At 72.5% G+C, this 20,440-nt stretch carries 19 protein-coding genes; 5 read left to right on the top strand and 14 right to left on the bottom strand.

What is annotated here, in order from left to right; all coding sequences use genetic code 11:
- Window positions 1-418: 418 nt before the first annotated feature.
- From ACZ6S0_RS07745 to ACZ6S0_RS07725, 5 genes are read right to left on the bottom strand one after another with little or no spacing between them, the layout of a single operon-like run.
- Complete coding sequence (locus ACZ6S0_RS07745; protein ID WP_465914399.1) at window positions 419-1,987, bottom strand: sodium:solute symporter family transporter; 1,569 nt, start codon at window positions 1,985-1,987, stop codon at window positions 419-421.
- Window positions 1,984-2,343, bottom strand: coding sequence for a hypothetical protein (locus ACZ6S0_RS07740; protein ID WP_465914398.1), 360 nt, complete (start codon window positions 2,341-2,343; stop codon window positions 1,984-1,986). Before ACZ6S0_RS07740 ends, ACZ6S0_RS07745 begins: the two co-directional genes overlap by 4 nt.
- Window positions 2,344-2,371: 28 nt before the next feature.
- Window positions 2,372-3,112, bottom strand: coding sequence for a LytR/AlgR family response regulator transcription factor (locus ACZ6S0_RS07735; RefSeq protein WP_465914396.1), 741 nt, complete (start codon window positions 3,110-3,112; stop codon window positions 2,372-2,374).
- A 39-nt stretch (window positions 3,113-3,151) separates the two neighbouring features.
- The gene (locus ACZ6S0_RS07730) at window positions 3,152-4,336 is read right to left on the bottom strand and encodes a sensor histidine kinase (protein ID WP_465914395.1); all 1,185 of its coding nucleotides are present in this window, start codon (window positions 4,334-4,336) and stop codon (window positions 3,152-3,154) included.
- A 52-nt stretch (window positions 4,337-4,388) separates the two neighbouring features.
- Window positions 4,389-4,985 carry a molybdopterin-dependent oxidoreductase gene (locus ACZ6S0_RS07725; RefSeq protein ID WP_465914394.1) on the bottom strand — a complete coding sequence of 199 codons (597 nt, stop codon included), beginning with the start codon at window positions 4,983-4,985 and terminating at the stop codon, window positions 4,389-4,391.
- Window positions 4,986-5,257: 272 nt separating this feature from the next.
- Between ACZ6S0_RS07725 and aroF the strand changes: the two genes are divergently transcribed.
- Window positions 5,258-6,289 (top strand): 3-deoxy-7-phosphoheptulonate synthase, encoded by a 1,032-nt coding sequence (aroF, locus tag ACZ6S0_RS07720; protein WP_465914393.1) that lies wholly within the window; start codon window positions 5,258-5,260, stop codon window positions 6,287-6,289.
- Window positions 6,290-6,387: 98 nt separating this feature from the next.
- Window positions 6,388-6,675: a YiaA/YiaB family inner membrane protein gene (locus ACZ6S0_RS07715; protein WP_465914392.1), complete on the top strand. Its 288-nt coding sequence runs from the start codon at window positions 6,388-6,390 to the stop codon at window positions 6,673-6,675.
- A 74-nt stretch (window positions 6,676-6,749) separates the two neighbouring features.
- Here the strand turns inward: ACZ6S0_RS07715 and thiI are convergent, their stop codons facing one another.
- The 3 genes from thiI to macS form a co-directional block, all read right to left on the bottom strand.
- Window positions 6,750-7,946, bottom strand: coding sequence for a tRNA uracil 4-sulfurtransferase ThiI (gene thiI, locus ACZ6S0_RS07710; protein ID WP_465914391.1), 1,197 nt, complete (start codon window positions 7,944-7,946; stop codon window positions 6,750-6,752).
- Between the two features lie 62 nt (window positions 7,947-8,008).
- Entirely contained in the window at window positions 8,009-8,650 is a 642-nt protein-coding gene (locus tag ACZ6S0_RS07705; protein ID WP_465914390.1) for a response regulator, read from the bottom strand.
- Window positions 8,651-8,770: 120 nt separating this feature from the next.
- Complete coding sequence (gene macS, locus ACZ6S0_RS07700; RefSeq protein WP_465914389.1) at window positions 8,771-9,895, bottom strand: MacS family sensor histidine kinase; 1,125 nt, start codon at window positions 9,893-9,895, stop codon at window positions 8,771-8,773.
- 112 nt (window positions 9,896-10,007) lie between these two features.
- Between macS and ACZ6S0_RS07695 the strand changes: the two genes are divergently transcribed.
- On the top strand, window positions 10,008-10,931 hold the full coding sequence (locus ACZ6S0_RS07695; RefSeq protein ID WP_465914388.1) for an MHYT domain-containing protein: 924 nt from the start codon (window positions 10,008-10,010) through the stop codon (window positions 10,929-10,931).
- A 199-nt stretch (window positions 10,932-11,130) separates the two neighbouring features.
- Here the strand turns inward: ACZ6S0_RS07695 and ACZ6S0_RS07690 are convergent, their stop codons facing one another.
- The 3 genes from ACZ6S0_RS07690 to ACZ6S0_RS07680 all read right to left on the bottom strand — a co-directional run bounded on the left by ACZ6S0_RS07690 (window position 11,131) and on the right by ACZ6S0_RS07680 (window position 14,698).
- Window positions 11,131-12,156, bottom strand: coding sequence for a 6-phosphofructokinase (locus ACZ6S0_RS07690; protein ID WP_465914387.1), 1,026 nt, complete (start codon window positions 12,154-12,156; stop codon window positions 11,131-11,133).
- 174 nt (window positions 12,157-12,330) lie between these two features.
- Window positions 12,331-13,728, bottom strand: coding sequence for a N,N-dimethylformamidase beta subunit family domain-containing protein (locus ACZ6S0_RS07685; RefSeq protein WP_465914386.1), 1,398 nt, complete (start codon window positions 13,726-13,728; stop codon window positions 12,331-12,333).
- Window positions 13,729-13,780: 52 nt separating this feature from the next.
- Window positions 13,781-14,698, bottom strand: a complete 918-nt coding sequence (locus tag ACZ6S0_RS07680) for a lactonase family protein (protein ID WP_465914385.1) — start codon at window positions 14,696-14,698, stop codon at window positions 13,781-13,783.
- Window positions 14,699-14,729: 31 nt separating this feature from the next.
- Here ACZ6S0_RS07680 and ACZ6S0_RS07675 point away from each other — a divergent pair, with 31 nt between their 5' ends.
- Entirely contained in the window at window positions 14,730-15,641 is a 912-nt protein-coding gene (locus tag ACZ6S0_RS07675) for a bifunctional helix-turn-helix transcriptional regulator/GNAT family N-acetyltransferase (protein ID WP_465914384.1), read from the top strand.
- Here ACZ6S0_RS07675 and ACZ6S0_RS07670 read toward each other — a convergent pair.
- Entirely contained in the window at window positions 15,610-17,862 is a 2,253-nt protein-coding gene (locus tag ACZ6S0_RS07670) for an MMPL family transporter (RefSeq protein ID WP_465914383.1), read from the bottom strand. The two genes, ACZ6S0_RS07675 and ACZ6S0_RS07670, sit on opposite strands and share 32 nt — an antisense overlap.
- A gap of 130 nt (window positions 17,863-17,992) precedes the next feature.
- Between ACZ6S0_RS07670 and ACZ6S0_RS07665 the strand changes: the two genes are divergently transcribed.
- Window positions 17,993-18,586: a TetR/AcrR family transcriptional regulator gene (locus ACZ6S0_RS07665; RefSeq protein WP_465914382.1), complete on the top strand. Its 594-nt coding sequence runs from the start codon at window positions 17,993-17,995 to the stop codon at window positions 18,584-18,586.
- Window positions 18,587-18,600: 14 nt separating this feature from the next.
- Here the strand turns inward: ACZ6S0_RS07665 and ACZ6S0_RS07660 are convergent, their stop codons facing one another.
- The gene (locus ACZ6S0_RS07660) at window positions 18,601-19,623 is read right to left on the bottom strand and encodes an alkaline phosphatase PhoX (protein ID WP_465914381.1); all 1,023 of its coding nucleotides are present in this window, start codon (window positions 19,621-19,623) and stop codon (window positions 18,601-18,603) included.
- Between the two features lie 237 nt (window positions 19,624-19,860).
- Complete coding sequence (locus tag ACZ6S0_RS07655) at window positions 19,861-20,328, bottom strand: Dps family protein (RefSeq protein WP_465914380.1); 468 nt, start codon at window positions 20,326-20,328, stop codon at window positions 19,861-19,863.
- Window positions 20,329-20,440 lie beyond the last annotated feature (112 nt).

The following is a 20,440-nucleotide window of genomic DNA, read 5'->3' as shown; positions in this document are numbered from 1 at the left end:
ACGCGTCCCCGGCGTCGGCCGGGCCCGTGCCGTGTGCCCGCGTCGGACCGTGTGCCCCGCAAAGACCGTGTGCCCGCGAAGACCATGCGCCCGCAAAGGCGGATGACGCTCCCATCGGCGCACGCACCGTGACAGGGGCGCCCACGTGCGCGATCCCACCGCCCCCGAAGGCCGGATCGCGGGCCGGTTCAGCGGCCGCGCAGGCGCCCCTTCACGGACCCGGCGTGGCGGGCCCCACCCCCCGGTCAGGGCCCGACCGCCGCGGCGACCTGCGCGTCGCCGGTGAAGCCGGCGCACCAGACCTGTCGTGAGCCTTCCGGCTCGTCCCCCCCGATGCGCCGGGTTGGCTTCCGATGCCGAAACACTACGGTCGCGATCTTGCGGGCGAAACCCCGTTTACGGACAGCGCGTCGAACGGTCAGTAGTCATCGACATACGGAGCGTGCTCATGCGACGAGCGGCCTTCGTGGTGCGACGAACGGTGGGCCGGGGGGCCCGCGAGTCGCTCGGGCAGATGCATCCTGGCCATCATCGAGCCCACTCCCCGAGGCGCGCGACCCGGTGTGACCAGGGAAATCATTATCATCCCTGCGAACGCGGCGGGTACGGCCACCGGCGCGGGGCAGGAAGTGAGCGCCCCCGTCCACACGCCTGCCTGCTCCGCCACCACCAGCGCCGCCGTCACGCCCCCGCCGAGCGCGATCCCGGCCACCACGCCCGCGTCCGTGAGCCGGGGCCACCAGATGGCGAGCACGAGCATGGGGCAGAACGTGGCCGCCGAGAGGCTGAAGCCCAGCAGCATCAGCGGCACCGACGCCCCGGGCGCGGAGGCCGCCGTCAGGGCCAGCGCGGCCACCATGACCGCCGCCACCGCCGCCCGGAACGAGCGCGCCCCACCCCGAGCCCCACTCCGCACGCCACCCCGCACGCCACCCCGCGACACGCACGCCGACACCGCGCCCCCGACGGCCGCCAGCACGCCTCCCGTGGTGGCCAGGAAGGCCGCGAACGCCCCGGCGGCCAGCAGACCCGTGAGCGCCTCCCCCACACCCCCGGGAAGCAGCCTGGCGGGCAGCAGGAGCATCATCTCGTCGGCCGCGGCCCCCCGCACATGTACGTGCCCCAGCACCCCGTACAGCGGCGGCACGACGCAGAAGGTGGCCAGCATCACCTGCGTGGCCACGATCGCCCGCCGGGCCCCGCTCCCGTCGCCGCACGTGTAGACCCGCACGATCACGTGCGGCAATCCCACGGTGCCCAGCGCGCAAGCCAGCAGGACGGCCAGCACCCCCGGCAGCGACGGGTCGCCCGCCCCCGCCAGCTCCGCGCCCCCGGCCCGGTACGCCCCCTCGAACCAGGCCGCCCCGCCCGTGGGCGACCGGCCCCCCGAGGCCCACCAGCAGGCCGCCCCCACCCCGAGGAAGACGACCAGCTTCAGCCAGAACTGCGCGGCCTGCACGCTCGTCACGCTGCCCAGCCCTCCGGCGAACGCCACGCCCAGCGCCGCCGCCGCGACGGCCGCCCAGCCCAGCCACGGCGGCAGCCCGGTCAGCAGCCGCACCACGGCCCCGGCCGCGTGCAACTGCGCGACCAGCAGGACCAGCCCGATGACGAGCACGAAGCAGGTGGTGAAGCCGCGCAGCCGCGCCGAGCCCAGCCGCCATTCGGCGAAGTCCGGCAGCGTGTACGTCCCCGAGCGCCGCAACGGCGCCACCACCAGCGCCAGCACCAGGACGAACCCGGCCGCCGCCCCCGCCGGATACCACAGCATCGGCGAGCCGTGGGCGGCGATGAGCCCGGCCGTGCCCAGGCAGGCGGCGGCCGAGGTGAACTCGGAGCTGATGGCCGCGCCGTTCCACCAGGGGGGAACGGCCCTGGCCGCCACGTGGAAGTCCGACGCCCCGACGGAACGGCGTGGCCGCGCGGCCCCCGCCACGACGCCCAGGACGCCGACGAAGGCGATCCCGGTCAGCACCGCGAGGCTCATCGTTCCAGCCGCTCGGCCCGCCTGAGCTGGCGCACGGCCAGCGCCACCCACGCCGCCTGCACGGCCACCGACAGCGCCACCCAGGCCCACGGGTCGGGCACCCAGGCCGCCAGGACGGGCGCGCCGACCAGCAGCCCGGCCACGGCGGCCACGGTGCGCAGCCCCTGCCGCAACTGCAGGCCCACGATGGCGGGCACGCCGGTGGCGGCGCTCCCGTCGGGGGAGCTGACGGAGGCGGGACGGACGGAGACAGGGCGGACGGAGGCGAGACGGACCGAGGCAGGGCGGACCGAGGCGGAGCCGCGCCCGAGCGCGGCGGGCCGTCGCGACACGACGACGCGCCGGCCCTCGTTCACCGGGCCACGCCCCTGCGTCCGGGCGGGGTCACGAGATCACTTCCCGGTGCTGGCGGACGAGTTGCTCGCGTACCTGGCGGCTGTGGCGCCTGCTGACCCGCAGCGTCTCGGTGCCGACGGTGAGCGTCACCCGGCCGCCGTCGAACCTCAGCTCGCTGACGTGCCGGCCCGAGACCAGCGTGCTGCGGTGGATGCGGATGAACCCGGCCTCCGACCAGCGCCGCTCCAGCGCGGCCAGCGACATGCGGACGAGGTAGCTGCCGTCGACGGTGTGCAGGCGGACGTAGTCGCCCTTGGCCTCGGCGTACCAGACGGCCTGCTGGGGCACGAACCGGGTGCGCCCGCCCAGCTCGACCGGGATCACGTCGTCCTGGGCCGGCTCGGGCGCGGGGCAGGTGACGGCCTCCAGCCTGCGTACGGCCTCCGACAGGCGCTCGGCCCTGACCGGCTTGAGCAGGTAGTCGACCGCCTCCAGCTCGAACGCCTGCACCGCGCAGTCGTCGTGGGCCGTGACGAACACCAGCCGCGGCGGGCTGGGGAAGCCGCCGACCAGCCTGGCCAGGTCGAGCCCGTCGAGGCCGGGCATCCGGATGTCGAGGAACACCCCGTCGAGCCGCTCCCCGCCACCGATCATCTGGACCATGTCCTGCAGCGCCGTGACGCCGTCGGCCGCGGTCGCGACGTGCTCGACGCGCTCGTCCTGGCGCAGCAGGTAGGCGAGCTCCTCCAGAGCGGGCACTTCGTCGTCGACGGCCAGAACCCTCAGCATGTGCACCACGCTGCCGTATAAGAGCACAGGTCACAAGAGTCACGTCAGCATAGCGTAATGTTTTGACCACATGGAGCCAGGTCTGGTCTTGGGCACGCGAAGGCTCACCTTCGTGCCCGCGCCCAGGCCGGTCTCCACGACGAGCCCGTAGCCGTCGCCGTAGATCTGGCGCAGGCGCAGGTCCACGTTGGCCAGGCCGATGCCGCTGCCCTCGCGGGCCGGGTCCTCGTCCAGCAGGCGGCGCGCGCACTCGGGGTCCATCCCGGCGCCGTCGTCCTCGACCGTGATGTGCGCCTCGAGGCCCGCGTCGCGCACCACCACGCGGACCTCGCCGAGCCCGCCGCGGCCGCGCATGCCGTGCTTGATGGCGTTCTCGACCAGGGGTTGCAGGCACAGGAACGGCACCGGCACGGGCAGCACCTCCGGCGACACCCGCATGCTGAAGCGCAGCCTGTCGCCGAACCTGGCGCGTTCGAGCAGCAGATAGCGGTCGACGCAGGTCAGCTCGTCGGCCAGGGTGGTGAAGTCGCGGGCGCGGCGCAGGGCGTAGCGGGAGAAGTCGGCGAAGTCGAGCAGCAACTCGCGGGCGCGCCTGGGGTCGGTGCGCACGAACGAGGCGATCGTGGTGAGCGCGTTGTAGACGAAGTGCGGCGAGATCTGGGCGCGCAGGGCGCGCATCTCGGCCTCCGTCGCGCGCCGCCGGGAGGAGTCCAGCTCGGCCAGTTCGAGCTGGCCGGACACCCAGCGGCCGACCTCGGTCACGGTACGCACGAGCGCGGCGCTGACCTGGTCGTCGAAGGCGGCCAGCGCGCCCACCACCGAGCCGGCCACGGTCAGCGGCACCACGACGGCCCCCTGCGGCTCGCCGGGGAACACCTGCGCCCGTCCCGCGGCCAGCGTGGCGCGGGCGTGGGCGAGCACGTCGCCGGTGCACGGCCCCTCCCAGGCCAGCGCGGCGTCGACGGAGGTGATGGCGACGGCCTGGGTGCCGAGCAGGGCGCGCAGGTGCCGTACGGCCTTGCGGGCGGAGTCGCGGTCGAGCCCGGCGCGCAGGGCCGGGGCGGCCAGCGCGGCGACGTGCAACGTGGTGAACGTCGCGTCGTCCGCCCTGCGGCGCTCCGGCGGCCCCTGGCGGCGTCCGAGGGCGCGGGCGAGCCCGTAGCCCAGCACGAACGCCAGACCGGACACCAGACCGGACGCCGCCACGCACGCGGTGGTCAGCATGCGGAAACCGTAGCCAAAACCGAGCGTGCCCGGGAGGAAACCCGCAGTGAGGTCAGGGCGGCCCTTCGCCGGGTTCTTCCTGGTAGGAGTAGCGCTGCTCGCACCAGGGGTCGGCCACGTTGTGGTAGCCGCGCTCCTCCCAGAAGCCGCGGCGGTCCTCCAGGAGGTATTCGATGCCGCGCACCCACTTGACGCTCTTCCACGCGTACAGGTGGGGCACCACGATGCGCAGCGGGAAGCCCCGGTCGGGGCTGAGGGGCTTCTCGTCGAGCTCCATGGCGAACAGGGTGCCGGGCGCGGCGAAGTCGGACATCCGCAGGTTGGCGCTGTAGCCGTACTCGGCCCAGATCATCACGTGGCGCACGCCGGGGCCGGGCGGGGCGGCGCCCATGATCGTGGCCGGGGCCACGCCGCGCCACTCGTTGGCCATGAGCGAGAACTTGGTGACGCAGTGGAAGTCGGCGATGGACGTGGTGCGGGGCAGCCGCTCGAAGTCGTCCCAGGACAGGCAGTGCTCCTGGCCCGAGGCGGTGGCGCCGAAGACGCGGAAGTCCCAGGTGTCGGGTTTGAACACGGGCACCCTGCCGTAGTGGATCACGGGCCGGCCGCGCGGGACGTACTGGCCTGGAGGCAGGCGCGACTCCTCCACGATCACTCCCCTCACCGGTCTCGCGTCTTGGGCCATCCTGCCACCGGACGGCCAGTGCCTCACCAGTGGGTGCGGTGCGCTAACCTGGGTGACTATGCGCACCGCGTGGCTGTTTTGGTATGGCGACGGACCCGAGTCCGTTCGCCATCTGATGCTGCGCTAGCAGACAGGCGAACGAAGGCCCCGGGTCCACGAGGACCCGGGGCCTTCTGCGTTTTTCCAGCGGTTTCCCAGTTTTCCAGCGGTTTTCCCACACAGAGAGCGAGCAGCACATGGTGATCGTGATGGGCCCCGAGGCCACCGCGGACGATCTCGCGGCGATCGTGTCCGTCGTCCAGGCGGCAGGGGTGGAGGCGTTCGTCAGCAAGGGGGTGCGGCGCACCATCGTCGGCCTGGTCGGCGACGTGGCCCAGCTCGACGCGGCGAGCCTGCGGGGCATGGCCGGGGTGCGCGACGTCATGCGCGTGTCGACCCCGTACAAGCTGGTCAGCAGGGAGAACCATCCGGAACGCTCCACGGTCCACGTGGGCGGCGTGCCGATCGGCCCCGACACCGTGACGCTGATCGCGGGGCCGTGCGCGGTGGAGACCCACCAGCAGACGCTCGACGCGGCCAGGATGGCGCAGGCGGCCGGGGCGGTGCTGCTGCGCGGCGGGGCGTTCAAGCCGCGCACCTCCCCGTACGCCTTCCAGGGGCTGGGCGAGAAGGGCCTGCGCATCCTGGCCGACGTGCGCGAGGAGACGGGCCTGCCCATCGTCACCGAGGTCGTGGACGCCCAGGACGTCGAGCTGGTCGCCTCCTACGCCGACATGCTGCAGGTCGGCACCCGCAACATGCAGAACTTCGCGCTGCTGCAGGCGGTCGGCGCGGCCGGGCGGCCGGTCATGCTCAAGCGCGGCATGAACGCCACGATCGAGGAGTGGCTGATGGCCGCCGAGTACATCGCGCAGCGCGGCAACCTCGACATCGTGCTGTGCGAGCGGGGCATCAGGACGTTCGAGTCGGCCACCCGCAACACGCTCGACGTGTCGGCCGTGCCGGTGGCGCAGCGCCTGTCGCACCTGCCGGTGATCGTCGACCCCTCGCACTCGGGCGGGCGGCGCGACCTGGTGCTGCCGCTGACCCGGGCGGCCGTCGCGGTGGGCGCCGACGGCGTCATCATCGACGTGCACCCGCGTCCGGAGCAGGCGCTCTGTGACGGGCCGCAGGCCCTGGTCGACGCCGATCTGGGCGAGCTGGCGCAGGTCATGGCCGACTTCCCGGTGCTGCTCGGCAAGCGCGCCGCGGTGCCCGCGGCCGCCTGACCCGCCGGGATCCGGGCAGGCCGGACCTGTCGTACTCACGAGTAACTTAAGTACGGGGCCTCATGCGCCGGGCTTCTCCCCCGGCGCACGATGACCTCATGACGAAGCCCATTCGCACCAAGCAGACCGCCGCGTTCTACGTCCAGGCGGTCCTGTCGTTCGCCGTCTCGCTGGCCTCCGTGGTGATCGCCCTCGTCTACCTGCCCACCGAGGGGTGGATCAGGGCCTTCCTCGGGCTCGGCCTGCTCTACGTCGTCACCTCGACGATCACCCTGTGCAAGGTCGTACGCGACCGGCACGAGCTGGCGGAGGTCAGCAACCGGGTCGACCAGGCCCGGCTGGACAAGCTGCTGAGCGAGCACGACCCGTACAAGGTCGACGCCTGAGCGGCCCGCCGCCCGCCCCGACGGCGCACGAGCGCCGAGGAACGGGGCGGGCGGCGGCACGGAGCCGGACGCGGCTAGAGCGTGTACTCCTGGATCGAGTCGGCCAGTTGCACGCACAGCTCCTCGGCGTCCAGCCGCTTCTCGATGAGCTTCAGGTCCTCGATCTTGGCCCGGGTCTCGGCCCGCTTGGGCGCCAGCAGCGAGCAGCAGTCTTCGTCGGGCAGCTCGGAGATCTCGAGCGTGCCGATGCGCCGGGCCTCGGCCATGATCTCGGTCTTGTCCCAGCCCACCAGCGGCCGCAGGATCGGCAGTTCGACGGCGTTGTCCTGGGCGGTGATGTTGGTCAGCGTCTGCGAGGAGACCTGGCCGAGCGCGTCACCGGTGACCAGCGCGGCGGCCCGGATGCGGTGGGCGACCTCTTCCGCCGTCTTGAGCATGAGCCGCCGCTGCGCGATCACGGCCAGCCGGTCCTGGCCGGACGTGCGGATCGACTGCTGCGCCTTGCCGAACGGCACCACCCACAGGCGCGACTTCCCCTGGAACCGGTCGAGCTTCCTGACCAGCGCGTACGCCTTGTAGATCGACTCGGACGTGGTGAACGGGATGCCAGAGAAGTGCAGGAAGTCGACGTGCAGGCCGCGCCGCATCATCCGGTAGGCCGCCACCGGCGAGTCGATGCCGCCCGACATGAGCACCAGCGCCCGCCCGCTGCTGCCGACCGGCAGGCCGCCCTGACCGGGGATGCCTCCGGTGAAGACGAACACCTCGTCCCTGTCGACCTCGATGGAGACCGTCAGCTCGGGGTTCTTCAGATCGACGGGCAGGCCGTACTCGTCGTTGATCGCGCCGCCCACGAGCCGGTCGAGCTCGTTGGAGCGCAGCGGGAAGCGCTTGTCGCGGCGGCGGGAGCGGACCGCGAAGCGGGCGCCCCGCTTGGCCTCCTCGCTCTCGCCGACCAGCTCGAGACCGGCCTTCAGCACGGCGTCGGGGTCTTTGGCGACCCGCCAGGCGCGGTGGATCCAGACCAGCCCCGGCACCTCGGCCACCCGCTCGGCCACGGCGCCGGCCTGCTCGGCGGTGGCCCCCTGGGGCAGGAAGATCGCGATCACGCCGTGCCGCCTGCGCACGTCGACCTGGACGCCCACCGTACGGAGCGCGTCGCGGATGTTGCTGATCAGGCGGCGTTCGAACAGCTCGCGGTTTTTGCCCTTGAGAACGATTTCGCCCAGCTTGAGCAGAACGCACGGCTCGCCCAGGGCGGACATCGTCATGGTGGAACCTCCGGGAAGACGGGGAAGCGCGCCGTTGGTGGCAACGTCGCGACCCATCGAGTTTAGTCCGCGTCGAGTCCCCGCTCGATCGCATATCGCACCAGCTCCACCCGGTTGTGCAACTGGAGCTTGCCGAGCGTGTTCTGGACATGGTTCTGCACGGTGCGGTGCGACAGCACCAGCCGCGCGGCGATCTGCCGGTAGCTCAGGCCCTTGGCGACCAGCCTGAGCACCTCGGTCTCGCGCTCGGTCAGCCGCGGCCCCACCGCGGGCTCCGGCTGCGCGGCCAGCCGCCGGTACTCCCCCAGCACGAGACCGGCCAGACCGGGGGTGAACACGGCGTCGCCCTCGGCCGTACGGCGCACGGCGTCGAGGAACTCCTCGCGACCGGCCGACTTGACCAGGTATCCGCAGGCGCCGGCCTTGACGGCCGCGAGCACGTCGTCCTGCTCGGCGCTGGCCGACAGCACCAGCACCTTGGGCGCGGGCTCGACCTGGGCGAGGCGGGCGGCCACCGCGTGGCCGGGCAGGTCGGGCAGGCGCAGATCGAGGACGACGACGTCGGGCCGCACCGCCCCGGCCACCCGCACCGCCTGCGCGCCCTCCCCCACGGCGGCGACGACCTCGTAACCCGCCTCGGCGAGATCCCTGGCGACGCCGTCACGCCACATGGGATGGTCGTCCACAACCATGACCCGCACCATGCGGCCACTCTAACCTCGGGCAGCGGCCCAGGCGGGCGGCGAAGCCTTCCGTGCGGTTCCACGTCCCCGGCCACCGCCCCGGCGGGCGGGACGGGCCACAGGGCCGACGGCGCCGTCTCTTCAGGCGGGGAGGGTGATCTCGACCTCGGTGCCCTGGCCCGGGACGCTCACGATGGAGACCTCGCCGCCCAGCTCGGCCACCCGCCCGCGGATCGAGCGGGCGACCCCCATCCGCCCGTCGGCCGCCGCCTCCTCCAGCCGCCCGTCCGGGATCCCCGGCCCGTCGTCGCGGACGCTGACCGTCACCGTGCCCGGCCCCGACTCCGCCAGCACCCACGCCCGCGCCCCGCTCCCGCCGTGCGCCCGCACGTTGTCCAGGGCCGCGCCGACGGCCGCCGCGGCGCCCTCGGCCACCTCCGTGGGCAGCACCAGCGGCGTGGCCGGGGTCGAGACCGTCACCTCAGGGGAGCCGTGGCGGGCCAGGAGCCCGCGCAGGTCCGTCGTGCCCCTGGGCGGCGGCGGGCCGCCCGCGACCAGCTCGCGCAGCGCCGCCTCCTGCTCACCGGCCAGGCGGCCCAGCTCGGCCGCCTCGCCGCCGAGCTGCCGCCCCCTGCGCTGCACCAGGGCGAGGACCTGGAGCACGGAGTCGTGGATGCCGCGGGCCAGTCTCTCGCGCTCGCGCTGGGCGGCCTCCATCTCGGCGGCGCGCTGCATGCGTTCCTCGGCCTGCCTGGCCAGCCGGGCCACGTGCCCGACCACGACGCCCGCCAGGAACAGCAGGACGGCTCCGTTGAGGACGATGGGCACGTCGCCGGCGCTCGCCCGCAACCACAGGTCGCCCGCCGCGACCACGGCCGCCGCCAGCGCGCCCGCACGACGGCCGCCGTGGACGGCCCAGGCCAGCACGGGCGCGGCCACCCAGGTGGCGGGCACGGGCATGGTGCCGGCCGCCCCCAGCCGGTCGCCCTCCACGTACGGGCTGGCCAGCAGGCACGCCATCGTCACCGCCAGGTCGGCGCCCAGCAGCGGCCACCGCCGCCGCGCCCCGGCCGGGACCCGGCCGGAGTAGAGGCCGGAATAGAGGTACGTCGCCCCCGCCGTCCACGCCGCCATCACCCCGATGACCAGCCAGCCGAGCACGGGCTGCGCGTAGCCGCGGTGCTGGGCCAGCAGCAGCGCCGCGTAGACCAGCGACGCCACCCGGTAGACCGCGATCGCCCGCCAGAACGGCCCCTCGATAGCCATGAGCCCTTCTCATATTTCCGACTACGGGCGTTTACAGATAGTGGAAGTATCTATGCGATAGGGACATTCGGGATGCCAGAATCCGACGACCCCTAATGCAAGGAACCGATAGATGACCTCCGCTGTGAATCATTTCACCTACGGACTGATCACGCCGTTACTCGCATATGTCATGTCCTGCATCGGTTCGATGCTCGGACTGCGGCTCACCGCGCAGGCACACGCCTCGCGCGGCGGCTCTCGCGTGCGGTGGCTGCTCGGCGCGGCCGTCTCCATCGGCGGCACGGGCATCTGGGTCATGCACTTCATCGCCATGATGGGCTTCGAGGTGGAGGGCACCCAGATCAAGTACGACGTCTGGCTCACCGCGGGCTCGGCCCTGGTGGCCATCGTGGTCGTCGGCACCGGCCTCTTCCTGGTCTCCTACGGCGGCGGCCGCGTGCTGTCGCTGCTCGGCGGCGGCCTGCTCACGGGCCTCGGCGTGGCCTCGATGCACTACCTCGGCATGTACGCGATGAACATGTCGGCGCGCGTCTCCTACGACCGCATCACCGTCGCCGCCTCCGTCGGCATCGCCGTGGTGGCCGCGACCGTGGCCCTGTGGTTCACCCTGCGGGTCAAGAAGCCCATCTGGATCACCGGAGCGGCCCTCGTCATGGGCGTGGCCGTCTCCGGCATGCACTTCACCGGCATGTTCGCCATGCACGTCACCGTGGACGCCGAGCCCGGCGTGGTCTCCGGGGCCGACGCGCTCGACTTCCTCGTCCCGCTCATGACCGTCATCAGCCTGATCACCCTGACCATGCTCCTCATGGTGATCCTGTCGCCCTCAGAGGAAGAACTGCACGAGGACGCGGAACTCGTCGCCAAGCTCGAACTCCGCCGTCGCACCGCCCAGCAGCAACAGCTCAGCTACCCCGCCCCGACCCCGCGCCACCAGCAGCAACAACAACACCACCAGCAGCACCAGCCGATGCAGCAGCAACAGCACCAGCAGCCGATGCAGCAGCAGCCCTTGCAGGCGCGGCGCAGGTAGTCGCGCGGGGCACGGCACGGGCCGCGCTTCTCCGCCCGCCCCTTGAGCGACCTGTGAAGGGTACGGCTTGCGACGCGAAGTGGGCCGCCGACTCGTTGCGGCGCAAGCCGTACCCGGAGGGGGTTGTAGCGGTAACCCCGCTGCCTCCGAAGGTACGGCCGCCCGCTTGCAAGCCGCTTTCACTCAGCCGAAGAACACCTCAGCCGAAGAACACCTCGGCCTCGGCGTACCGCGACGCCGGCACGGTCTTCAGCTCGGCCGTGGCCTCGTCGAGCCCCACCCTGACGATGTCCGTGCCGCGCAGCGCGACCATCTTGCCGTAGTCGCCCTCGTGGGCCGCGTCGATGGCCTGCAGGCCGAACCTGGTGGCCAGCACCCGGTCGTAGGCCGTGGGGGTGCCGCCGCGCTGGATGTGGCCGAGCACCGTCGTGCGGGCCTCCTTGCCGGTCCGCTTCTCGATCTCCTTGGCCAGCACCTCGCCGATGCCGCCCAGGCGGACGTGGCCGAAGGCGTCGAGCGTGCCCGCCTGCAGCTCCATCTGGCCCTCGATCGGGTGCGCGCCCTCGGCCACCACGATGATCGGCGAGTAGCGGGTGCGGAAGCGGGACTCGACGTATTCGCAGACCTGGTCGATGTCGAACGGCTTCTCCGGGATGAGGATGACGTTCGCGCCGCCCGCCATGCCCGCGTGCAGGGCGATCCAGCCCGCGTGGCGGCCCATGACCTCGCAGATGAGCGCCCGGTGGTGGGACTCGGCGGTGGTGTGCAGCCGGTCGATGGCCTCGACCGCGATGTTGACCGCGGTGTCGAAGCCGAAGGTGTAGTCGGTGCCCGACAGGTCGTTGTCGATGGTCTTGGGCACGCCCACGACGTGCACGCCGCGGTCGTAGAGCTGCTTGGCGACGCCCAGGGTGTCCTCACCGCCGATGGCGATCAGCGCGTCCACCTCGGCCGCGGCCAGGTTGTCCTTGATCCGGTCGACCCCGCCGTCGATCTTCATCGGGTTGGTGCGGGACGAGCCGAGTATCGTCCCGCCACGTGGCAGGATGCCGCGTACGGCCTGGATGTCGAGCGGCATCGTGTCGCCCTCCAGGGGACCGCGCCAGCCGTCACGGAAGCCGACGAACTCGTGACCGTAGACGCTCACCCCCTTACGCACCACGGCCCTGATCACGGCATTGAGGCCGGGGCAGTCGCCGCCTCCGGTGAGCACTCCAATACGCATGGCGGGTTCCTCCCGATTGGGGTCACGAACCAAACCTTTGAGGTCAGACTCGCATTGTGCCCAACCTCACAGGCAATGGTCTAGACCAAACGCCAGGCTTCGCGACTAAACCTGCTCTTGCCGAAGAAGTGGCGGAAATTTCACGATCGCGGCGGCGTTGCCGCGCGTCCGCCCTCACTGCACCCCGTTCCGAGTCCCCGCCTGAGGAGCCCTGCCCGCCGGGCCCGCCGCGAAACGGGTGAGCAGGTTGAGCGTGGCCCGCCGGGTGAAGGCGGCGGCCGGCTCGGTGACCCCGTGGCCGCAGCGACGGCCACGCAGCCCGCACACCCACCGCATCGTCCCCGAGGCGAACACCCCCGCCCCGCTCGGCGCCGTGTAGTACGTGCTGTGCGCCACGCTCGGCCGGCCGCCGCACGAGAACGGCGACTCCGCCAGCACCTTCACCCCCTCCGGCGAGCCCCGCGACACCCGGTCGGTCTCCACGCCGACGAGCCCGGGGAAGCGCCGCCCCTTCGTCCCCGCGAAGATCCAGTGGCCGGGCCTGCTCACCCGGTAGACGCCGTCGGCGGGGAAGCAGTCGTACATCTGGCCCACCAGCGAACTCTCCGGCCGCGACTCGCGCCACAGCCGGCACAGGCGTTCCTTGTCGCAGGCGACCTTCCTGCCCTGCGTGGCGATGCGCCAGTAGACGGCGTTCGCGCCGAGGAAGGCGAGGTTCGTGCCGTGGTCGCGGGCCCGGGTGACGACCTCGCGCATGCCGGGCGACCAGTACTCGTCGTGGCCGAGCGACACCACCGCGCGGGCGCCGTCCAGCGCGCCCGGCACGAGGTCGAGGTTCGTCAGGTACGCCAGCGGCACCCCGCTCCGCTCGGCCACCGCCAGGGCCTCCTTCTCGAAGTCGAGGAAGAGCCTGGCCCCGCCGCCGTCGTAGGGGCGGTCGAAGGTGACCGCCCGCGAACGGTCGCCGAACCCGCCGGGCCCCTGGTAGAGGCTGCGCCCGCCCCACAGGTTGTACGCCTGCCAGGTGGTGACCGCGTTCACGATCACCACGCGTCCCTCGGTGGAGGCCGAGCGCACGGTCACGGGGACGTGGCGCTGGCCGCCGGACGAGGCGTCGAGCCTGATGAGGTACGCGCCCTCGGGCCAGCCCCTGGTGTCCACGGTCAGCGACGGGGACCAGTGGGCGGCGCTCACCGTCCCGTCCACCAGCCTGGCCGGGGCCTGGCGTACGCCCCTGACCGGCGCCGACTCCCACACCCGCGCCGGGTTCGCGCCCATGCGGAAGGCGCGGGCGGTGAAGCGCGGCGCGGTGGTGGAGACGTGCAGCCGGAAGCGCTCGCCCGGCAGCACGCTCACCCGGTCGGCGTAGCCCTCGATCTCGTGCTCGGCGCCGCGCCGGCCGATCCGCCACGACTCCTGGACCTCCGTGCCCGCCTCCGGCCGCGTTTCAGGCGCCGGGGCCTTGGCGGCCGGGGCGGGCGCCGCCCGCTCGGGCGGCGGTGTGACGGCGGGCGGCTCGCCGCAGCCGCCGACCGGCAGGAGCAGGACGAGTACGAGCATGATCTTGCGCACGAGCCCATGGTCGGCGCGGCGGGCCGGGCCGGTTCGCGACTTGGCGAACTCCTTACATGATCAGCACGCACCCCGGGCTTTCCACCTCGTACGACTCCCCCGTCGGCGTAGGCAGCCCGTCGCGCAGCGCGAAGACGGTCACGGCTCCGGAGTGCTGGTTCGCCACGTACAGGCGGTCGCCGTCGATGGCGAAGTGCCGGGGCCAGGCACCGCCCGAGGGCACCTCGGCCACGGGCGACAGGTCGGCGGCGCGCAGCACGGAGATCGTGTCGGGGCCGCGGTTGGCGACGTAGACGTGGTCGCCGTCGAGCTGCAGGTGGGAGATGGCGTTGTCGCCGCCCTGCCGGGAGGCGGGGACGACCGTGCGGCGCTCGCCCTCGATGAGGGTGACGGTGCCGTCCAGCTCGCCCCCCACGTACAGGCGCGAGCCGGAGAAGGCGAAGTGGCGCGGCCCGGAGCCGGGGTGCATCCGGACGGGCTCCAGCGGGGTGCCGTCGTAGCGGTAGCGGCGGATCTCGTCGGTGCCGAGGTCGGCGACGTGCAGGACGCCGTCGTGGAAGACGCACTGGTGGGCGTGCGGGCCCTCCTGGCGGGCGGCGTCAGGGCCCGAGCCCTTGTGGCGCAGCACGATCGGCTCCCCCGCGAACGCGCCCCGCTCGTCGAGCCGGTAGAGGGTGGCCGTGCCGTCGCCGTAGTTGGCGGTCGCGAGCAGGGCGCCGCCGGGCTCCACGGCGACGTGGCACGGGGTGTGCCCCTCGCTGGGCCGTTCGTCCAGGGGGCTCAGCTCCTCGTCGTCCACGTGGAAGGCGGTCAGCCAGCCGCGTTCCAGCTCGCCCGCCGCGTACAGCATCGGCAGGGTGGGGTGGGCGGCCAGGAACGAGGGCGACGCCACCCGGGTGAGGCGGGCCGGGCCGCCGTCGCCGATCGTGACGATTCCCGGGCCGTATCCGCCTATGCGCAGGTGCTTCACAGCGGGGTTCCTCCTGTGGTTGGCTGGGGCAATGAGTTCGTTGACTGAGGCAAGGGTCTCTGAGGTCAGAGCCTTCAACCGGTTCTATACGAAGGTGATCGGGGCGCTCCAGGCGGGGATGCTCGATTCGCCGTACTCGCTCACCGAGGTGCGGGTGCTGTTCGAGCTGGCGCAGGCCGAGCGCACCGAGACCGGCGGGCTGCGCGGCCTGCTGGGCCTGGACGCGGGTTACCTCAGCAGGATCCTGGCCCGCTTCGAGCGGGACGGGCTGGTCGTGCGCGAGCGTTCGGCCGCCGACGCGCGCAGGCAGCTCGTCCGGCTCACCCCGGCGGGCGCCGACGTCTTCGCCCGGCTCGACCGGCGCTCCGCCGGGCAGATCGGGCGCCTGCTCGACGGCCTGGCCGAGGAGGAGCAGCAGCGGCTGGTGTCCAGCATGGCGGCGATTCGCGGGCTGCTGGACGGGACGCGGGAGCGCGAGCCGTACGTGATCAGGCCCCCGCGCGCCGGCGACCTGGGCTGGGTCGTCTCCCGGCACGGCGCGCTCTACAGCGCCGAGTACGGCTGGGGCACCGCGTTCGAGCAGCTCGTCGCCGGGATCGTGGGCGGCCTCGACTTCTCCCGCGACGCCGGCTGGATCGCCGAGGTGGACGGCGAGCGGGCCGGGTGCGTGTTCTGCGTGCGCGAGGACGACACGACGGCCAGGCTGCGCATGCTGCTGGTCGAGCCGTCCGCCCGGGGGCTGGGTCTCGGGCGGCGGCTCGTGGAGGAGTGCCTGCGGCACGCGCGGGCCGAAGGCCGCAAGCGGATCACCCTGTGGACGCGCGACTGCCTGGTGAGCGCGCGGCGCATCTACCAGGCAGCCGGGTTCGAGCTGGAGTCGGAGGAGAAGGGCACGGAGAACGGGATCGAGGTCACCGAGCAGGTGTGGTCACGCGATCTGTAGTCCCCGTGGTCCCAGGGGTCCCGCTCGGGCGGCCGCTCGGCCACCAGTTGAGCGGCCCCGCCAGCCGCATCAGGCTCGGCACCAGCACCGCCCTGATCACGGTGGCGTCCACCAGCACGGCCACCGCCATGCCCACCCCCAGCATCTGCACGAACATCACCTGCGCCGTGGCATAGGCGGCGAACGTGAGCGCCAGGATGCCACCGGCCGCCGTGATCAGCGGTGCGCCCCTCTGCAGGCCCGTGGCCACGGCCTCCTCCGTGTCGCCGGTCCTGTCGTACTCCTCCTTGATGCGGGAGAGCAGGAAGACCTCGTAGTCCATGGACAGGCCGTAGGCGACGCAGAGCATCAGGATCGGGATGCTCGGGTCGAGCGTGCCCGTGGGGGTGAAGCCGAGCAGCCCCGACAGGTTGCCGTCCTGGTAGATCCAGACGAGGGCGCCGAACATGACGCCGAGGCTGAGCACGTTCAGCAGGGTCGCCTTGATCGGGATGACGATGCTCCTGGTCATGAGGAACAACACCAGGAACGTGATGCCCAGCATGAGCGCCAGCACCAGCGGGAGGCGGTCCACGACGGAGGACCGGTAGTCCGACAGCTCGGCCGGGTAGCCGCCGACCAGCACCTCGAAAGGAGGGGCGACCGCGCGTACGGCCTCGACGAGGCGTACGGGGTCGTCGGCCAGCGCCTCGTCCGACGGCACCACCGACAGCCAGGTGCCCTCCCCCTGGAACCTGGCGGTCTCGCCGTCACCCACGCGGGCGCCGCCCGCGTACGAGCCCGCCGCCGAGTCCACCTGGGCCACGCCGGGCAGCCTGGACAGGGCCGTGGCGTACGCGGAGACGTCCCCGGCCGCCACGTCCCTGGAGGCGTCCCTGGAGACGAGCTGGATCGCGTCGGTCTCCTCGGCGGGGAACGACTGGCGGATGATCTCCTGCGTCTGCCGCGACGACGCCTCCGGAGGCAGGATGCGGTCGTCGGCCACGCCGAAGCGCAGGCCGAGGAACGGCGAGGCGAGCACCAGCAGCAGCGCCGTGGCCAGCCCGCCGGCGACCAGCGGCCGGCGCATCACCCGCGTGGCCAGCCCGTGCCAGAACCCGCCCAGCCGCTCAGGCCCGCCCCGCTCACGCGCGGCCCGCCTGGGCAGCATCGTGCCGCCGATCGAGGCGAGCACGGCGGGCAGCACGACGACCGCCGCGACGAGGCCGCCGATGACGACCGCGATGCCGGCGTAGGCGAAGGACCGCAGGAAGTCGAACGGCAACGCGAACAGCACCGCCAGCGACGAGGCCACGGTCAGGCCGCTGAACAGCACCGTCCTGCCCGCGTGCTCGACGGCCCCGGCCACCGCCGCCGCCCGGTCCTTGCCGTCGCGCGTCTCCTCGCGGAAGCGCTGGACGACGAACAGGCAGTAGTCGATGCCCAGGCCCAGCCCCATCGCCAGGACCAGGTTGAGCGCGAACGTGGAGATCTCGGTGAACGCCAGGACCCCGCTCAGCAGCGCCAGGGCGATCACCATCGCGTACACCCCGGCCAGGATGGGCACCAGGGCCGCCATGACCCGCCGCTGGTAGAGCCAGAGCAGCACGAACGCCAGCGGGAAGATGACCAGCTCGGCCCGGACGAAGTCCTGCCTGGCCAGCGGCACGGTCTCGCGGAACACCTCCTCGCCGCCCCCGGCCCGCACCTGCAGCGGCCCGGCGCCCTCCGCTCCCCCGGTGATCTCGGGGACCAGCCTGGGCAGCACCTCGGCGCGCACGTGGTCGGCGTCGCCCGGGATGCGTACGACGATGAGGGCGTGCCTGCCGTCCTCGCTGCGGAGGGTGGCGGGCTTGCCACGGGTCCAGTACGAGGCCGACTCGGCCACGCCCTCCGACCTGCCCACGCGCTCGGTCAGCGCCCGGCCCGCCGCCTCGACCGCCGGGTCGTCCACGGTGCCGCTCCTGGCCGTCACCAGGAAGATCATGTCGGGGCTGCCCGTGCCGAACCGTTCGACCAGCTCGGTCTGCGCCCGGTCCGACTCGGAGCCCGGGGCCTCGAACCTGGCCAGCGACAACCCCGGCACCGCCCCCGCCGCCAGCACGCCCGCGCCGATCAGCAGGGCCAGCGCCAGGGACAGGACGAGTCTGCGGCGGCGTACGAGGAGGAACCCCAGCCTGCGCAGGGGCGGGCCACCCGGGGTGGCCTGGTGGGCGGGACGGGCCCGCGTGTTCACCGCCATGCCGGCGCCACCCTGGCGCTCTCGGGCACGCTTGTCATGAGCCCTCTCCCAAAAAATCGGTAAACTACTCGTGTTTTACGTCGCTACCATAAATACAAGTAAAAGCTCGTATTTGTCAACGAGGAGACTCATGGCTGAACGCACGGTCCGCAGGCAGGCGCGCGGTCTCAAGCGCATGGCCGAGATCCTCGACGCCGCCGAACTGGTGATCGCCGAGATCGGCTACCCGGAGCTGACCACGAACCAGGTCGCCGCCCGAGCCGGGGTGTCGCCGGGGACGCTGTACCAGTTCTTCAGGAACAAGGACGAGCTGCTCGACGGGCTCGTGGCCCGCTACACCGTCGACCGGGAGGAGTTCTGGGCCGCGCGGCTGGCCGCCGTCACGCCCGAGGTCCCGCTGGAGGCGCTGGTGTCCCGGCTCGTGGACGAGAGCGTGCAGTTCAAGACCGCCTCACCGGCCTACTGGTCGCTGCTCTACGGGACGGCGACCGGCGACCGGCTCGCGACGGCCTCACAGCGGCTGCACGCGGACATCGCCGGGCACCTCGCGGCCATGCTGCGGCGCCGGGCCCCCGGCCTGCCGGAGGATCGCGCGCGGCTCATGGGGACGATGGCGCTGGCCGTGGTGAAGGCGGTGATGCCGATGATCACGTCGTCCGCGCCCGACCGGTCGGCGGAGCTGGTGGCCGAGCTGAAACTCATGCTGGTGCGCTACCTGAGCTGAGCCCGGCGGGTGGCTCAGGGGCGGAACGGGCCGGCCACCTCGAAGGTGTAGCCCTCCGTGCGGCCGCGCCTGGCCGAGAAATAGAGGCGGTCACCGCGCGGGGAGAAGGCCAGGCCGGTCAGCTCGGCGCCGTCGTGCCCCTCCAGCCTGAGGAACGGGGTGACCGCGCGGTCGGGGGCGATCACGTCGATCTCGGGGCGCTCCCTGGCGACGTAGAGGTCGCCGGAGGGCGCGGCGGTGATGGCGCGCACGCCCGCGCCCAGCCGGTCGAGCGTCGAGGTGTGCGCGTCGTACGCCCACAGGCCGCTGTCGCCCTTGGTGGTGAAGTAGCAGACCCCGCCCGCGTAGTGGCAACCGTCGCCGCCGTCGAAGTGGCGGGCGTCGTCGACCTGGTGGCGGGCCTCCTTGAGCAACGCGGCCGGCGACGGCACCACCTGCCAGTGGCCGGACGAGCACAGCACCTCGAGGGTGCCCTCGGTCAGGTCGCCCCAGTCGCTCGGCCGGAACCGGTAGAAGCAGCCGTCGGGCTCGTCTTCGGTCATGTAGATCACGCGCCGCTCCGGGTCGCAGGCGGCGGCCTCGTGCTTGAACCGGCCCATGGACAGCCGGGGACGCGCGGCGCGCGCGCCGTACGGGTCGCATTCGAAGACGCGGCCCCGGTGGCCCAGCTCGCACGACAGCCAGGTGTGCCACGGCGTGGCCCCGCCCGCGCAGTTGAGGTCGGTGCCCGACAGGATGCGGTAGGCGTCGCCGACGCTGCCGTCGGCGCGCAGGCGCAGCGCGGAGGCGCCGCCGAGCAGCGGCAGCTCGGAGTTGGACACGTAGATCCAGCCGTCGCCGTCGGGGAAGCAGGCGCCGCCGTCGGGGGCGGCGTGCCAGGTCAGACCGGCGACCTTGTGACCCGAGCGGGCCACGACCCTGCCGGTGAACCCGGCGGGCAGCGCGAGACCGTCTGAGCCCGGCAGGCCGAGCGGTCCGTACGGGCTGATGCCACCCGGCAAGAGCGGGCCCGTGCGGAGGAGAGTCTTGTGTGACATCGTGGGGCCTCCCTCTAGGTGCCACGCTAGTCGACCGCACCGACATGAATGGCAGGGACTCGCGACATCAAACTCTGCGCAAACCCCTGCGGGGCCCGCCGGACCGGCTGCGGCCGGCGGCGTTCCGCGCACCTTTCCGGGGCGTCCCGGCGTGCGCGCCGGAGGCGTCCGGACGTGCGGCTCGGAGGCGTCCGGACGTGCGGGAGCCCGGGTCGTGGCCAGGGCTCCCGCGGTCGCTCAGCGCTGGGCCTGGAACATCCAGTGCTGCTTGTCGACGTCCTGTGCCACGGCGATCAGCAGGTCCTGGCTGACGGGGTCGGGCTCGTCGGTGGCCCGGATGCGCTCGTACATGCGCCTGCTGATGCCGTCGAGGATGTCGGTGACGGTCGCCACCACCTTGCCGTCGTCCAGCCGGCCGCCTTCCGGCTGCGGCAGCTTGCTGGAACGGGCGACCGTGGCGGCGCGGCCGTCGGGATTGCCGCCGAGGGCGGCGACGCGTTCCGCGATGGTGTCCATGTGGGTTCTGGCCAGCTCGGTCACCTCGTCGAGTTGGAGGTGGATCGGGCGGAAGTGGGAGCCGATGAGGTTCCAGTGGGCCTGCTTGGCGACCAGCGACAGGTCGATGAGGTCGACCAGGGTGCCCTGGAGGGCCTCGACGACGGTGTTCCTGGCATCGCCCGAGAGTGGGCCGGTAATGGCTGCCATGTGTGGTTCCTCCCCGTCGGTCGGACCTTACACAAGGAAAAACCACGCTGGACCTGCTGTTCTTCCGACCTTGCGGTGTCTTGTGGCTCACTGTCCCTGAGCATTGTTGACA

This window comes from Nonomuraea sp. NPDC051298 (assembly GCF_055586305.1).
The sequence above is the reverse complement of the archived record's forward strand: the minus strand, read 5'-3'. Positions and strand labels throughout refer to the sequence as shown.